Origin of the sequence: Neorhizobium alkalisoli, assembly GCF_007829835.1 — a bacterium.
Taxonomy (GTDB): domain Bacteria; phylum Pseudomonadota; class Alphaproteobacteria; order Rhizobiales; family Rhizobiaceae; genus Neorhizobium.
In genome coordinates this window covers 926,412-941,088 of the sequence record NZ_VIWP01000001.1, presented here as the reverse complement: position 1 = coordinate 941,088, position 14,677 = coordinate 926,412, and the positions used below count along the sequence as shown (strand labels likewise).

Annotated in this window: 13 protein-coding genes; 7 read left to right on the top strand and 6 right to left on the bottom strand. The window is 61.1% G+C overall.

Annotated elements, in window-relative coordinates; translation table 11 throughout:
- Together FHW37_RS04180 and FHW37_RS04175 are read left to right on the top strand one after the other, a co-directional pair.
- Complete coding sequence (locus FHW37_RS04180) at positions 1-1,032, top strand: PstS family phosphate ABC transporter substrate-binding protein (protein WP_145632885.1); 1,032 nt, start codon at positions 1-3, stop codon at positions 1,030-1,032.
- A 1-nt stretch (position 1,033) separates the two neighbouring features.
- On the top strand, positions 1,034-1,984 hold the full coding sequence (locus FHW37_RS04175) for a PstS family phosphate ABC transporter substrate-binding protein (protein WP_145632882.1): 951 nt from the start codon (positions 1,034-1,036) through the stop codon (positions 1,982-1,984).
- A gap of 55 nt (positions 1,985-2,039) precedes the next feature.
- On the opposite strand, the gene FHW37_RS04170 is transcribed toward FHW37_RS04175, so the two are convergent.
- The 4 genes from FHW37_RS04170 to FHW37_RS04155 form a co-directional block, all read right to left on the bottom strand.
- Positions 2,040-2,852 carry a glycosyltransferase family 25 protein gene (locus tag FHW37_RS04170; RefSeq protein WP_432442825.1) on the bottom strand — a complete coding sequence of 271 codons (813 nt, stop codon included), beginning with the start codon at positions 2,850-2,852 and terminating at the stop codon, positions 2,040-2,042.
- 107 nt (positions 2,853-2,959) lie between these two features.
- Positions 2,960-3,691 carry a phosphatase PAP2 family protein gene (locus FHW37_RS04165; protein ID WP_246690655.1) on the bottom strand — a complete coding sequence of 244 codons (732 nt, stop codon included), beginning with the start codon at positions 3,689-3,691 and terminating at the stop codon, positions 2,960-2,962.
- A gap of 254 nt (positions 3,692-3,945) precedes the next feature.
- Positions 3,946-4,740, bottom strand: a complete 795-nt coding sequence (locus tag FHW37_RS04160) for a COG4705 family protein (RefSeq protein WP_246690654.1) — start codon at positions 4,738-4,740, stop codon at positions 3,946-3,948.
- Between the two features lie 22 nt (positions 4,741-4,762).
- The gene (locus FHW37_RS04155; protein WP_145632877.1) at positions 4,763-5,029 is read right to left on the bottom strand and encodes a hypothetical protein; all 267 of its coding nucleotides are present in this window, start codon (positions 5,027-5,029) and stop codon (positions 4,763-4,765) included.
- A gap of 250 nt (positions 5,030-5,279) precedes the next feature.
- Between FHW37_RS04155 and FHW37_RS04150 the strand changes: the two genes are divergently transcribed.
- Both FHW37_RS04150 and FHW37_RS04145 read left to right on the top strand, forming a co-directional pair.
- The gene (locus FHW37_RS04150; protein ID WP_145632873.1) at positions 5,280-5,957 is read left to right on the top strand and encodes a winged helix-turn-helix domain-containing protein; all 678 of its coding nucleotides are present in this window, start codon (positions 5,280-5,282) and stop codon (positions 5,955-5,957) included.
- A complete protein-coding gene (locus FHW37_RS04145; RefSeq protein ID WP_145632870.1) occupies positions 5,944-7,314 on the top strand; it encodes a HAMP domain-containing sensor histidine kinase in 1,371 nt (456 codons plus the stop codon). Before FHW37_RS04150 ends, FHW37_RS04145 begins: the two co-directional genes overlap by 14 nt.
- Before the next feature lie 12 nt (positions 7,315-7,326).
- On the opposite strand, the gene FHW37_RS04140 is transcribed toward FHW37_RS04145, so the two are convergent.
- Together FHW37_RS04140 and FHW37_RS04135 are read right to left on the bottom strand one after the other, a co-directional pair.
- On the bottom strand, positions 7,327-8,700 hold the full coding sequence (locus FHW37_RS04140; protein WP_145632867.1) for a sensor histidine kinase: 1,374 nt from the start codon (positions 8,698-8,700) through the stop codon (positions 7,327-7,329).
- The gene (locus FHW37_RS04135; RefSeq protein WP_145632866.1) at positions 8,687-9,370 is read right to left on the bottom strand and encodes a response regulator transcription factor; all 684 of its coding nucleotides are present in this window, start codon (positions 9,368-9,370) and stop codon (positions 8,687-8,689) included. Before FHW37_RS04135 ends, FHW37_RS04140 begins: the two co-directional genes overlap by 14 nt.
- Before the next feature lie 138 nt (positions 9,371-9,508).
- Here FHW37_RS04135 and FHW37_RS04130 point away from each other — a divergent pair, with 138 nt between their 5' ends.
- From FHW37_RS04130 to FHW37_RS04120, 3 genes are all read left to right on the top strand, one after another.
- Positions 9,509-10,204 (top strand): response regulator transcription factor, encoded by a 696-nt coding sequence (locus FHW37_RS04130; protein WP_145632863.1) that lies wholly within the window; start codon positions 9,509-9,511, stop codon positions 10,202-10,204.
- 132 nt (positions 10,205-10,336) lie between these two features.
- Positions 10,337-11,533 (top strand): efflux RND transporter periplasmic adaptor subunit, encoded by a 1,197-nt coding sequence (locus tag FHW37_RS04125; protein ID WP_145632860.1) that lies wholly within the window; start codon positions 10,337-10,339, stop codon positions 11,531-11,533.
- Complete coding sequence (locus FHW37_RS04120; protein WP_145632857.1) at positions 11,530-14,640, top strand: efflux RND transporter permease subunit; 3,111 nt, start codon at positions 11,530-11,532, stop codon at positions 14,638-14,640. The genes FHW37_RS04125 and FHW37_RS04120 overlap by 4 nt, the downstream gene beginning before the upstream one ends.
- Positions 14,641-14,677: the final 37 nt, after the last annotated feature.

The window sequence follows — 14,677 nt, the reverse complement described above, 5'->3', positions numbered from 1 at the left end:
TTGGAACACGTTGCCCCATCATTGGCTCGACCACAGGAGCCCTGGACGGCGCGGCCGGTCGATCCGCGCATTCCCCGCTATGAACCGCGACCGATCTCCATGCCGGCCGCGGCAGGCTGGCTGACGGGAAAGAACAAGGCGCGCATCAGCGGTTCCGATCATGGAAGCTGGATCGTCGAGCGCTGTTGCGAGGCTTTTGGCGCGCTGCATCCCGGAGTGGCGTTCGATGTCGATCTGCGCGGCACACCTTCCGCCATGGCTTTCCTGATGAGCGGAAAGTCGATGCTGAGCGTCATGGGCCGCGAGATCACGCCCGTCGAAACCGTGCCATACCGAAAGCTGATCGGCGCGCCGCCGGTCGCGATCCGTGTTGCCCACACGGCGGAAGAGACCTCGCAGCATCTGGCAACCTCGCTTGCGGTTTACGTGCACCGCTCCAATCCGCTCATGCGGATCACGGTGTCGCAGCTGTCAAAAATATTCTCGGTGGGCAATCCGGATGGCGACTATTCCCGCTGGGGGCAGCTCGGTCTTGGTGGTGAATGGATGAGGCGGCAGATCCACCCCATCGGCACGCCGGAATATACCGGCTTCGGCACTTATATGCAGGCGCATCACCTGCAGGGACGTCCGCTGAGCCCTTTCTATGAAAGGTATGTCGGGACGGATGATGTGCTGAGCCGGCTGTCGAACGATCCGGCCGGCGTCGCCGTCGCGGCCATCGGCCGGGAAACGGCGGATCTAAAACTGCTGCCGATCGCCGTGGACGAGGGCGGGTTCTATTCCGAAGGCTCCACCTCCGATGTGCAGAACGACCTCTATGCCTTTGGCAGGTTTTTGAATTTCTACGTGCCGCAAAGGATGGGCGAGCCGGTGGATCCGTTCACGGCGGAATATCTGCGCTATGTCCTGTCCTACGAGGGACAGTGCATCCTGGCGGAACAGCCGGGCGGTTACATTCCGCTGCGCCCCGACGAGATCACGACCGAACGGGTAAAACTCGACCATATTCTTGGCAGCGGGAGCAACTGAGATGAATCAATCATCCGTCCGGATCACCAGCAATCCTGCCGTCGAAATGCCGTCCGTCATCACCATCGCCGGCAATGACGGCATGGAGCCGCTGATCGAAAAGCTCTGCGAACTTTTCCGCCGCGAGCATCTGCATGTCACCTTCCAGCTGACCATGAACGGCTCGTCCACCGCCTTTCCCGCACTGGCAAGCGATGCCTGCCTGATCGCACCTATGGCGCGCGCGCCCTGGGCGGCGGATCGGGCCTCGTTCAAGTCCGCCAAGGGTTATGCCGCGAGTGTCGTCCATATCGGTTATGCCGGGCACGGCCCGAGGCCCGATGCCAAGACTCCGCCTTCGATCTATGTCCATGCCGGCAACCCGCTGAATGGGCTATCCATGCCGGATCTGGCTCGGGTCTTCACCTCCGGATCGCCTGCTGGCGATATCAGCTTCTGGCACCAGCTGGGGCTCTCCGGTGACTGGGCAAACCGGCGTATCCATCTTTACGGTCTGCGGGATGACGGAAAATATGCCTCCGGCTTTCGTGAAGCCCATCTCGGGGGCATGGCCTATGCCGCCCATTACGAGGCGCTGCCGGACCGGGCCGCCGTGGTCAAAGCCGTTGCCGATGATCCCTACGGCATCGGCGCGATCGGCTGGTTCGATGCAGCAAAATTTGCCGATCGGGTCCGCGTCCTGCCGCTGTCGCGGGAGACGGGCGGAAGTTTTCACACACCCTGCCTTGAGGATGTGGCAGCAGGTTGCTACCCGCTTTCCTCCTATCTCGGCCTTTACGTGGACCGGGCGCCGGATACGCCGCTTTCACCATTGCTGAAAGTCTATCTGCGGCTCGCCCTTTCCGAAGAAGGACAGGCGCTCGTCGCGGAGTTTACGGACACGCGGGAAGGTTATGTGCGCCTGAGCGAGCCGGACCTGAAGTTGGCGTTCGAGCAGCTTGAGAAGCTGTAACGGCGGATATTCTCGTAAAAGCAGGCAGCCGGTTCCTCCGGCTGCCGCCTTCCGGTTACCGGAATGCGGAAAAGATCCGCCAGAGCACAAGCCGGGCAAGGCGTGCGATGAATCGGCCGCTTTCCATCCGGGCCCGATGCAGCATCACGGATGCGGGCCGGCGATGTTTCAGTTTGTAATCGGAAAGACGTGTCTGGATATAGGACATGCGCTCGGCGGATTGAGAGACCGGCTCCGGCGTGATGAAGCAGCCTTTCAGCCCGGCTTCATGCTCCAGATCGAAGGCAAGGTCGTAGGGGAGCCTCATCGGCAGCAGCGCTGTGACGATCCATTCCGCGGCCCGCCGGTTGATGACATAGGCACCGGACCCCTTTTCACGCGTCAGCGCGAGCGCCAGGCTGTGTTTGCCGGAAAGCTGCAGAACCGGGAATTTATGGCCGGAATTGACTGAGGAAAGACGCAGCAGATCCCAGCTTCCGGCCTGATCGAGCGCTGAGGACAGTGTGTCGAGCAGTTCTTCGTCGAAATCGAGATCGTCTTCGAGAATCAGGGCGTGCTCGAATGACGATTCCAGCAGGCGCCGGGCGCATTCCACATGGCTGAGGTAGCAGCCGATCTCGGCGCGGTTCGGCCGCCTGCCATGCCGTTCGAGATAACCGCGCTCGTCGAAAAACGGCGAAGGAAGCTGGATGTCGTTTCCATCGACGGCCTGGACCCGTTCGAAGACCAGGCCATGCCGCGCCAGAAGCCAGCTCATGCGCTTGCGGCGATCGCCTGCGCGATCGAGATTGATGAGATAGGTCGACAACCGCGCATTGACGGGGTGGATATAAAACCGCGGCTGGCGATGATCGGCAGGATGACTCATTATACGCTCTTCGATCGAGATGGTGAGCTCAATCTTTCACGCGAACTTCTCCGGCATCATTCCGCAAGCATACGGTTTTGTAAGAATGGCAGTTTTGGTGCGGTCGCTCAGTTTTGCTTTCGGGCTTCCGCGGGCTGCAGCACCGCCTCCGGCGGCGGACGTCTGATGGCATCGATCGTGATCATCAGGCAGAACAGGATGATCGGAACGAGCCAGCCGAGAATGGCATCGGATGTGAAATGCGCGCCGACCACGACCCGGAGGGCCGCCATCGTGACCGACACGGCGACGATCGGCACGGCCGCCCATTTGCGCCAGCGACGCGGGACGAGGAAGATCAGGCAGATCAGCCATCCTGCACCCGCCGCTTCACCCGACACGAAGGAGCAATTGCCGGGGCAGGTGCCGTCGAAGGATCCGGCCGGCGCAAATTCCATATTGCCGCCGAAGATGGTCGTCTGCACGGGACGTGGGCGGCCGGAATATTCCTTGAGCGTCCCGTTGACGATCAGTCCGACGCCGAGCGCCAGGCTCAACAGGGCGAAGACCATGGGGCGGATCGCCGCCGGGCGCCGGAACCGGCCAAAACTTGCAATCACGATACCGAAGACGACGGCGACGGCTCCGCAATAGGGGAGGATGTAAAGCAGCCGGCGCAACGCCCTTATCTCGTCTTCGTCGGCATAGATGAAGCTGCCACATCCGCTTGCAGAGGCATTGCCGACACAGAGCGGGCCTTTGAAGAAATAGGCCGAAAGCGCAATGTCGATATGCGGCATCAGGTGAAACAGGCCGAGAATGGCAAGCCAGCAAACGACCAGCAGCATTGCCGTCGTCATGCAGGTCTGCAGGTGTAGGGAAGTCCGTAAACGGTTCATGCGTTGTCACTCGTTACGCAAATGAATGCGGCCGGCAGAAGGGTTCCGGTGCGCAAATGTTTGAAAAGGCTGACACGGAGGTGAATGGCCGCCAGTTTTCGGCGCGCTGCTTTCTGCCCGCGGGACGCGCGGATGAAAGCCGGCGAAAAGATCGCCAGCCCGGTTCTATCGACGTCTGTTGGCTGGTAGGCCGGGTGAAAAACCCGGCTTGCGGCTCAGGCCCAGTGGCTCTTCTGGTCGGGTGCGGTTTCCGGCTTGTAGTTCATCGTCATGTAGCCGACGGTCGCGATGATCAGCACCAGGAAGAGAAGGCTGGTATAGATCGTGCCGAAGCCGAGCCCGCCATATTCGCCGGGCTGCGAAAGCAGGTCGCCCAGTGATGCGCCGAGCGGCCGGGTGAAGATATAGGCAAGCCAGAAGCAGAGGATGGCGTTCATGTGCAGCAGGAAATATCCGGCTGCGATGATCCCGATCACGGCGGTGAAGAGAAGGCCGGTGAGAAGGTAGCCGACATCGAATGTCTCTGCGATGAGATCGCCGACGGCGGTGCCGAGCGCGAAGGTGAAGAGGATGGCGAGCCAGTAAAAGGCCTCGCGCCGTGCGGTAAAGATGGTGTGGATGGAGAGCGTGCCTTCACGTGCCCGCCAGATTGCGAATGTCACGGCGAGCGCAATCGTGAAGCCGATGGTCGAGGCTTCGAGCGGCACATTGAAATTGTCCGTGAGATTGTCGGTCACCAGCGTGCCGACGACGCTGATCAGCACCACGGCCGTCCAGTAGACGGATGGCACGTAACGCCTCTGCGCGAACTGGAACCAGATCGCAAGGCCAAGCAGGGCGGCCATGATGACCGAGGTCATGGTCAGGCCGAGCCCCATATTGACGGCCAGATAGTCGGCACCGGTTTCGCCCATGGTCACGGCCAGGAGCTTGATGAGCCAGAAATCGGGCGTGACGCGCGGAACGCGATTGGCGATTTCAGGCGGTTTGCGGGAACCTGTCATGGTCATGATGTCACCTTCGATATCCGGTTCACTTGCCCATGATCTTCATGGCTTCCGCCAGAAACTTGTCCGAGCGTGCATCGTCGTCGGCATTGCAGCGCTCGACGGCCTTGGCTTCCAGCGCATCGACCTTCGCCTTGTCGTCGGCGCCGAGTTTGGCGGCAGCCTTGGTGCTGCGCATATCCTTCAACATGTCTTCGCAGGGCATCGGTGCGGCGCGGACCGGCAGGGCAACGGCCACGAGACCGACGAGGATGCAGGTATTGACGATGATGGCTGCAATGATCGTCTTCATGGTAAAAACTCCAGGGGTACGGCCTTCGGCCTTGTTTGGGACCCCGGCGGCCGTGCTTCGACCGTCGGTAAGGCGGTTGTAGCGGCCGGCCTATACGTCGCTTTTGCCGAATTCATACCGATCCGTAAGGAGAGGTGATCAGAGCGGACTCGCGCCGCGCCTTACGAAAGTGTAAGATTTTCATAAGGTTTCCGACAAAGTTTGCGGCGATCACTGTGCTCGTTCTTCGCTCTAGACCGGAGTTTTCGTAATGCGCATACTTGTCGTCGAGGACGACCGGAAGACATCGGAATATATCTGCCAGGGCCTGTCCGAGGCGGGGCATGTCTGCGACGTCATAGAAGACGGTAGGGACGCGCTGTTTCAGGCAACCCGCGAGCAATATGATGTCATCGTCGTCGATCGCATGCTGCCCGGGCTAGACGGTCTTTCTCTGATCCGCGCGGTGCGCGCCGCGCGCGTGAAAACGCCGGCTATCTTCCTGACAGCGATCGGCGGCGTCGATGATCGTGTCGAAGGGCTGGAAGCGGGCGGTGACGACTATCTCGCCAAGCCCTTCGCTTTTTCCGAGCTGCTGGCGCGCGTTAACGCGCTGGCCAGGCGGCCTCCGGTTCAGGACCAGAAGACGATACTGAAACTCGCCGATCTCGAGGTCGACATCGTCAAGCGCGAAGTCCGGCGGCAGGGGCAGCTGATCGAGCTGCAGCCGCGGGAATATACGCTATTGGAGGTCCTGATGCGGGCCGAAGGCCGCGTCCTGACGCGGACGATGCTGCTTGAGCGGGTTTGGGATTTCCATTTCGATCCGAAGACGAGCGTCGTGGAAACCCATGTCAGCCGGCTGAGGGCGAAAATCGACAAGCCGTTCGATGTGCAGCTTCTCCATACCGTACGGAATACCGGATACCGTATGCATGCGTCCCAGTAGGCTCTTTCGCAGCACGCCCTTTCGGCTCGCCCTGACATTCGGCTTTCTGTTCACGATCGCCTTCCTGATTGCCGGAATGGTCGCCTATCAGGTGCTGAAGCATGAATTGTTCAATTCGCTCAACACATCGGTGAAAGACACATATGCAGCGATCGCTGCCACCTATAGCGCCCGCGATCAGGAGGACCTGGTCACCGCGGTCGCAACCTATTCGAACCTGAACAGCCAGGACGACCAGATCTTTCTTCTGGTCGATGGCAATGGGGAGCGCATTGCCGGAAATGTGCCGAAAGTCGCGGTCAGCGAAGGGTTTTCGACGATCAGTTCGAAAGTCCTGGGACTGGTCGACGACGACCGGTTTCTGGTGCAGGCCGGACCGGTGGGCGACAACCTTCTGATGGTTGGCCAGAGCTATTCCGAACCGGACGAATTCGAACGGATTGCTTTGGTAAGCTTTTCCTGGGCGGCCGGCATCATCATTTTCCTCGCCTTCGCGGGCGGCGCCTATCTGGCGGGGCAGGCCCAGAAGCGGCTCGATGGCATCGGGGCGGCAATGACGGGTGTCGCCAACGGAAACCTGTCGGTCCGTATCCCCGTCTCTCATAGGCAGGACGATATCGACACCGTGGCAGGCCATATGAATAGCGCGCTTGATCGCCTCTCGGCACTCGTCGAGGGCATGCGGCAGGTGAGCGCGGACATTGCCCACGACCTGAAGACACCTCTGAACCGGTTGCGAATGAGCGTCGAGCAGGCTCTGGAAAAATCCGCCGATGGCGGCGATATTCAGAATTATCTCCAGGATGCGCGCGACGAGAGTGACCGGATCAACGAAACGTTCGAAGCCCTGCTGCGCATTTCACAGATCGAGGCCGGAGCGCGAAAAACGCGGTTCCGGCCCGTGGAACTTGCCGAGGTCATGTCGACGGTCGCCGAGATCTACAAGAGCGTGGCCGAGGACAATGGCCAGGTGCTCGAGTTTTTCCAGCTTGGAGAGTTCAAGAGCACGATCAGCGGCGACAGGGAACTGCTGACGCAGCTCTTCGTCAATCTGGTCGAAAATTCGATCAACCATTGTAAGCCCGGCACCGTGATCCGGATGAGCGTGGCAAGCGAGGGCGGCAATCTCGTTACGACGGTTGCCGACAATGGCAGTGGCATTCCGATCCCCGAGCGCGATCTCGTCTTTCGCCGGCTCTACAGGCTGGACAAGAGCCGCACGACGCCCGGCAACGGTCTCGGGCTCAGCCTCGTCAAGGCAATTGCCGAACTGCATTCGGCCCAGATCGCGCTTTGCGATGCGGAACCGGGGCTCGCCGTCGTGCTGCATTTTCCAAGGCCGGCGACGCCCGTCTGATAGCCAGCGTCTTTATGTCTGCCGTACAGGTTTGGAGGCCGGGTGGAGCATCGTTACCCGGCAGCCGGTTCCCGTCTTGCCCAGAACCAGATCGAGCTCGTGCAGCCGCGCAATGGCGGCGACAAGGCTGAGGCCAAGGCCGTTGCCGGGCGTCGTACGGCTGCGTTCAGCGCGGTGGAAACGGCGCAGCACGGCCTCGACCTCCTCTTCCGGAATGCCGGGGCCGGTGTCATCGACCGAGATCGACAGCCCGGTGGAAGCGCGCGAAACGGTGACCTCAATCTGCCCTCCGGCCGGCGTGAACTTGAGCGCATTGTCGATCAGGTTGCTGACCGCCTCGAAAAGCAGGTCCGGATCGCCGGCGATCGTGGCCGGTCCTTCCAGCCGTTCGACATACCGAAGCTCGATGCCGCGCTCTTCCGCCGTCGGTTCGAACAGTTCGACGGCATCCTGGGCGATGACCGACAGATCCGTATCGACGAAACCGGACCGGCGGATGCCGTCTTCGACCTCGGAAATCCTCAGGAGCGCGCTGAAAGTCTTCAATATGCCGCGGATTTCCTCGATCGCGTCGTCTATGCCCTCTTCGTAATCGGTCAGCGCTTCCGCGCGCCGCCGGGTGCGCTCGAGGCCGGCGAGAAGTCGGGTGAGCGGCGTGCGCATGTCATGGGCGATGTTGTCACAGACACCCTTCACTTCATGCATCAGCCGCTCGATCTCGGTCAGCATTCCGTTGACGACATGGGTCAGCCGGTCGATATCGCCGCTGCCTTTGCCGACCGGAAGCCGCTGGCTGAGATCGCCCTTGACGATCCGCTCGGTTGCACGGGTGATATTATCGATCTGGCGCATCGATCCGGCGCCGAGAAAGATCGCACCGACAAGCCCGAGAAATGCCGTGGCAAGTGCGGCCAGCAGGGTTGCATCGAACAGCCTTTCGTCGAATTCGCCCTGTTCGTGAAGCCCCTGCGCGACAAGCAGATAATTGCCGCCGGAACGCGCCAAAACCCTGCCGCGGAACTGCCGTCTCTTGCCGTTGACGGTCGCCATGAAATCGCTCGGAACGGCAAGCTTCAGCGTCTCCGGCGATATGTCGATCGGCGTGCCGGCCAGCCGCCTGCCAGACGGGTCGTAAAGCGCGAACGGCCGTTCGGTCGTGCCCGGATCGAGTTCGCTCTGTTTGAGCCGGGTCATCAGCTGCGCAGCGTCGAGGCGCTGCAGCGAGGCAATTTCCCGGCCCACCCATTCATCGGTCTTGTCCGATAGAAAGTCCTTCGTCTCCCAGTGAACGAAGGCGAAAAGCCCGACGGAGGCTGCCGAAAACAACAGGAGAAAGGTGAGCGCCAGACGAAAACTGGTCGTGCGCGCAAGATCAAGCAGGTTCATTGAGAATATATCCCGAGCCGCGCAGGGTGTGGATCAGCTGCGGCGAGCCCGGCAGGTCCACCTTCCGGCGCAGCTTGCTGATATGCACGTCGATGACATTGGTCTGCTCATGGTAATGATAGTGCCAGACTTCCTCGAACAGCATGGTGCGGGTCACCAGCTGGCCCGAATGGCGCATCAGATATTCGAGAAGCGCATATTCGCGCGGCAGCAGATCGATGGTCTGGCCACCGCGCTTTACCGAATGGGTGAGAAGGTTCATCTCCAGATCGCCGACCCGCAGCACGGTTTCCGCGGCCGTGGTCCTGCGGCGCCGGACGAGCACATCGATGCGTGCGGTCAGTTCCAGCGTTTCGAACGGTTTCGTCAGATAGTCGTCACCGCCGGCTTTCAGGCCGCGCACGCGTTCGTCGACGGCCGAAAGGGCGCTGAGGATCAGCACGGGGGTTTCGATCTGGGCGGCTCGCAGCGCAGCGAGAAGGCCGAGGCCGTCCATATGGCCGGGCAACATCCTGTCGAGCACGATGGCGTCGAAGCTGGTCGAGGCGGCCTCCAGGAGCCCGGCGCGACCATTATCGACACGCACGACAGAACAGCCGTTGTCGGACAGGGCGGCGGTGATCTCCAGGGCCGTCTTTTCGTCATCTTCTACGACCAGCACAGTGGACAAATGTCTTCCTTCACCACTTGAGAATGCGTTCAGCTTACGGCCTATGATCTAGGGAGGCGCAGGATACGACGCATTCGCCTGGACATGAATTTTTTTTAATCTTGCCGCCGTCACGGCGGTCACCACAGAGTGAGCCTGATGCGAATTCTCGTCGTCGAGGATGATGACAGATCTGCCAGTTACCTCGTCCGCGGCCTGCGGGAATCCGGTTATGTCGTGGACCGGGCCGCCGATGGTGAACTGGGCCTGAGCCTTGCCCGCGAACTGATCTTCGATCTTTTGATCGTCGACAGGCTGCTGCCGTCGCTGGATGGGCTCGAGCTGGTGAAGACGCTGCGGCAGGCGGGAATTGCCGTTCCCGTGCTGATGCTGAGCGCGCTGGCGAGCCCGCAGGATCGTATCGAAGGCCTGAGAGATGGCTGCGACGATTATCTCGCGAAGCCTTATGCCTTTGCCGAACTGCTTGCCCGGATCGAGGCGATTGCCCGCCGCCTGAAAATGCCGCTCGGCAATACGACCATGTCGGCGGCCGGTCTAACACTTGATATCCCGCAACGCGTCGCAAGCCGCGAAGGCCAGGCGATCGTTCTGCAGCAGCGCGAGGTCCTTCTGTTGCAGACGCTGATGCGCAATGCCGGCAATGTCGTGACCCGCTCCATGTTGCTGGAAGCCGCCTGGGATTACGATTTCGAGCCGCGCGGCAATATTGTCGACATGCACATTCATCGGATCCGCAAGAAGATCGATGGCGGTTTCGCCACTTCGCTGATCCATACCGTGCCCGGTGCCGGCTATGTCTTCACGGACGAGCCGCAGGCCGATCCCGCAACATAAAATATATTTCATCTTCGCGCGAAATCCCCGCCATGCCGTCTGCATCAGAAATGCTGCAATGCGGCATGGCGCTTTCCGTTCATGCCGGTTTCATCGGGCTTCCGCCCGATCAACGCCAATCGGAGACGTTGCATGAACGCGAAAGACGATCTGCCCCGCCGCAGGAGAGCCGGCCCCGTGATCGGTGGCCTTGCGCTTCTTGCCGCTTTGGGCGGCGGTGGTTTCTTTTATTCTACTGCAAGCGGCAAGGCGGAGACGAAGCCGAAAGCCGCTGCCGCCGCACCGCAAGCAATTCCGGTTCAGACATCGGCCGTCATGACGAAGGACATCCCGGTCGAACAATCCGGCCTCGGTATCGTCACGCCGCTGACCAAGGTGGATGTGAAGGTGAGGATCGACGGCCAGCTGCAGAAAATGAAGTTTGCGGAAGGGCAGGATGTCTCGGCTGGCGATGTGATCGCCGAGATCGACCCTAAGCCTTACGAGGTCGCGGTCGATCAGGCACAGGCCACCTATAACAAGGATCTGGCGCAGCTGAATGCCGCCAGGATCGACGAGGCGCGTGCGAAAAGACTGACCGATACCGGCAGCGGCACGACCCAGTCACTGGATACCGCGGCCGCACAGGTCGCCATCTATCAGGCGACCGTCGATGGCGACAAGGCTGCAGTCGACAAGGCGAAGCTCGATCTCTCCTACGCATCGGTGACGGCGCCGATCAGCGGCCGGGCCGGTTTCAACCAGGCGGAAGAGGGCGCGATCGTTCGGACCTCCGACACGACGGGGATCGTGACGATCACCCAGATGCGGCCGATCAATGTGCAGTTCACTCTGACGCAAGACGAGTTGCCGGCCTTGACCGCGGGCCAGGCGGCTGGCGGCCTGCCCGTCGTCGTCAACAGCCGCGATGGCTCCAAACATCTGGCCGACGGCAGGCTGCAGGTGATCGATTCCCAGGTGGATTCCACCACCGGCATGGTCAAGCTGAAGGCGCTGTTTCCCAATGACGACGGTGCGCTCTGGCCAGGCGAGCTCGTCAGCGCCAGAATTCTGCTGACGACCCACAAAGGCTCTACCGTCGTTCCAATCGCGGCGATCCTGAACGGCCAGACCGGCGCCTACGTCTTTGTCGTCAAACCGGACAAGACCGTGGCGAGCGTCCCGGTCACGACCGGTCCGGCAGCCGCCGGCATGGTGACCGTTGCCGGTCTCAATCTCGGCGATGTGGTGGTGACCTCCGGCCAGTCGCGCCTTTCCGATGGCACGCTGATCAGCGAGGCGCCCGCGGCCCAAAATGTCGCCTCCTCCGACAAGGAGCAGATCCAGTGAGCATTTCCGAGCTTTTTATCCGCCGCAGGGTGGGCACCTGTCTGCTCGCGATCGGCGTCATTCTTCTAGGCGCGGTTTCCTACACGCTCCTGCCGGTCGCGTCCTTGCCGCAGGTCGATTTCCCGACCATCCAGGTCAGCGCGACCTTGACCGGCGCCAATGCCGAGACGATGGCAACCTCCGTCGCCACGCCGCTGGAAAACCAGCTCTCGACCGTATCCGGCATCAGCCAGATGACATCGACCAGCTCGGCCGGCCGGGTCGGGATCACCATCCAATTCGACCTCAATGTGGATATCAACACGGCTGCGCAGGACGTGCAGTCGGCGCTGACGGCGGCCAATGGTCAGCTGCCGAAGGACATGACCACGGCACCGACCTTCCACAAGGTCAATCCGGCAGCGCAGACCGTGCTGACGCTGGCGCTGACCTCGCCGAGACTGCCGCTGACCGAGCTCGATCATTATGCCGAGGATATCATCGCCCAGCAGGTGTCGCAGCTGAGCGGCGTCGGCCTTGTCGACTATCACGGCCCGGCGCGCCCTTCGATCCGTATCCGTCTAGACCCGGACAAGGTTGCCGCACGCGGCCTAACGATGGAGGATATCCGCACCGCGATCGGCAAGCAGACGGTCAATCAGCCGAAAGGGCAGCTTGCCGGCAATGGCCGTACCACGATCATCGACAGTACCGACCAGATCATGGATATCCCGGCCTACAAGTCGATGGTGGTCGCCTACAAGAACGGCGCGCCGATCCGCGTGCAGGATCTCGGCACGGTGATTTCCGGCCCGCAGGACAACAATCAGGCCGCCTGGCTCGGTGATACGCGCTCGGTCATGCTCGATGTCCATTCGATGCCGGGCACCAATATTCTGGCGACGATCCAGGCGGTGAAGGACAAGCTTCCGCAGCTGCAGGCCATGCTGCCGGCCGATGCGACGCTGACCGTTTTCGGCGACAAGACGCAGATGATCACCGCTTCCGTTGCCGATGTGAAGATGACGATGATGCTGACCATCGGTCTCGTCATCGTGGTCATCTTCGCCTTCCTGCGCAATTTCTGGGCGACGGTCATTCCGGCCATCACCATTCCGCTGTCGCTCGTCGGCACGTTCGGGGTGATGTATCTGATGGGCTACAGCCTCGACAATCTGTCGCTGATGGGCCTGACGATCGCGGTCGGTTTCGTCGTCGACGATGCGATCGTCGTGATCGAAAACATCGTGCGGCATATGGAAAACGGCAAGCCGAAGCTCCAGGCGGCGATCGAGGGTTCGCGCGAGGTGACCTTCACGATCATCTCGATGACCATTTCGCTGATCGCCGTCTTTATTCCGATCCTCTTGATGGGCGGCATGGTGGGGCGTCTGTTCCGCGAGTTTGCGGTTACCGTCAGCGTCGCGATCATCATTTCCGGCCTCGTTTCGCTTTCCGTGACGCCGATGATGTGTGCCTGGCTGATCAGCCATGAGCACGACAAGCCGCATGGCCGCCTCTACCGCTGGTCGGAGGCGTTTTTCATGGCCTGCACGAACGGTTATGGCCGCATGCTGGATGTGGTGCTGAAATTCCGTCTGCTCACGCTGGCTGTCGCCATTGCCACGCTGGTCGGCACGGGCTGGCTTTTCGTCAACATTCCCAAGGGTTTCATACCCGAGACGGATAGCGGCTATATTACCGGCCAGGCTCAGGCCGCGACCGATATATCCTTTGCCGACATGTCGAAGAACATGATCGCGATCGGCCGTATCGTCGAGGCAGATCCGGCCGTCAATACGGTCGGTTACTGGATCAATCCGAGCCCTTCGGCAAGCGTTGGCCAGATCCAGATCACGCTGAAACCCCTTGAAGAGCGCGACCCCGCCACCGTTGTTCTGGCGCGTCTGAAAAAGGCGATGTCCGGCCTCCAGGGCCTGACCATCGGCCTGCGGGTGCCGCAGGATATCCAGGTCGGCGGCCGTTCATCGGCTTCACAATACCAGTATACGCTGCAGGATCCGGACTCGGCCGAACTCGCCAAATGGGTCGGCGTCATGCAGAAGGCGCTGAAGGGACTGCCGCAGGTGCAGGACGTCATTTCCGACAGCCAGAAGGCCGCGACCAGCGTCACGCTCGATATTGACCGCGCGACAGCATCGCGTCTCGGCGTCAGCGTGACGGATATCGACAATACGCTTTACGACGCCTTCGGCCAGCGGCAGGTTGCGACGCTTTACACCCAGGTTTCGCAATATCATGTGGTGATGGAGGTCGATCCGCGTTTTGCGCTGACGCAGGACGCACTGTCGCGTCTCTATGTGAAGTCGAGCACCAATGCCGATACGCTTGTGCCCCTCAGCATCCTGGGCACGCTGAAAACCGGTGTCCTGCCGGTCTCGATCAACCATCAGGGTTCGATGCCGGCAACGACGTTGTCGTTCAACCTGAAGCCCGGTTATGCGCTCGGCGATGCCGTGACCGCGATCCATACCGCGGAAGTTCAGGCCGGCATGCCGATCACGGTGATCGGCTCCTTTCAAGGCACGGCCCAGGCATTCCAGGATTCTCTGAAGAGCGAGCCCTACCTGATCTTCGCAGCCGTGGTCGCCGTCTATATCGTGCTCGGTGTTCTCTACGAGAGCACGATCCACCCGTTCACGATCATCACGACCTTGCCTTCGGCCGGTCTCGGTGCACTGGTTGCCCTTTATCTGGCCGGCCAGGATCTTTCGATCATGGGCATGATCGGCATCATCCTGCTGATCGGCATCGTCAAGAAGAACGCGATCATGATGATCGACTTCGCACTGGAGGCGGAGCGCAACGACGGACTGTCGCACCGGGATGCGATCCGGCAGGCCTGTATCCTGCGCTTCCGGCCGATCATGATGACGACGCTTGCGGCTTTGTTCGGTGCGCTGCCGCTGGCACTCGGCCATGGCGCAGGATCGGAGCTTCGCGTTCCGCTCGGCATCGCCATCGTCGGTGGCCTGATCGTTTCGCAGGTCCTGACGTTGTTCACTACGCCGGTCATCTACCTGATGATGAGCCGTTTCACCAAACCAAGGCATGCCGAAAAAGGCGCGGGCGCCCCGATCGTCGCGGCGCATGCGGCCCAGCATTGACCCGATCAGGCAGCGAGTGTGAGGCGCTTCCTGCAGC

Coding starts and splice junctions, on each gene's coding strand:
- FHW37_RS04155 (WP_145632877.1), bottom strand. CDS start 5,029: ATGAAGACGATCATTGCAGCCATCATCGTCAATACCTGCATCCTCGTC.
- FHW37_RS04160 (WP_246690654.1), bottom strand. CDS start 4,740: ATGACCATGACAGGTTCCCGCAAACCGCCTGAAATCGCCAATCGCGTT.
- FHW37_RS04170 (WP_432442825.1), bottom strand. CDS start 2,852: ATGAGTCATCCTGCCGATCATCGCCAGCCGCGGTTTTATATCCACCCC.
- FHW37_RS04145 (WP_145632870.1), top strand. CDS start 5,944: ATGCGTCCCAGTAGGCTCTTTCGCAGCACGCCCTTTCGGCTCGCCCTG.
- FHW37_RS04130 (WP_145632863.1), top strand. CDS start 9,509: ATGCGAATTCTCGTCGTCGAGGATGATGACAGATCTGCCAGTTACCTC.
- FHW37_RS04150 (WP_145632873.1), top strand. CDS start 5,280: ATGCGCATACTTGTCGTCGAGGACGACCGGAAGACATCGGAATATATC.
- FHW37_RS04125 (WP_145632860.1), top strand. CDS start 10,337: ATGAACGCGAAAGACGATCTGCCCCGCCGCAGGAGAGCCGGCCCCGTG.
- FHW37_RS04175 (WP_145632882.1), top strand. CDS start 1,034: ATGAATCAATCATCCGTCCGGATCACCAGCAATCCTGCCGTCGAAATG.
- FHW37_RS04165 (WP_246690655.1), bottom strand. CDS start 3,691: ATGACGACGGCAATGCTGCTGGTCGTTTGCTGGCTTGCCATTCTCGGC.
- FHW37_RS04140 (WP_145632867.1), bottom strand. CDS start 8,700: ATGAACCTGCTTGATCTTGCGCGCACGACCAGTTTTCGTCTGGCGCTC.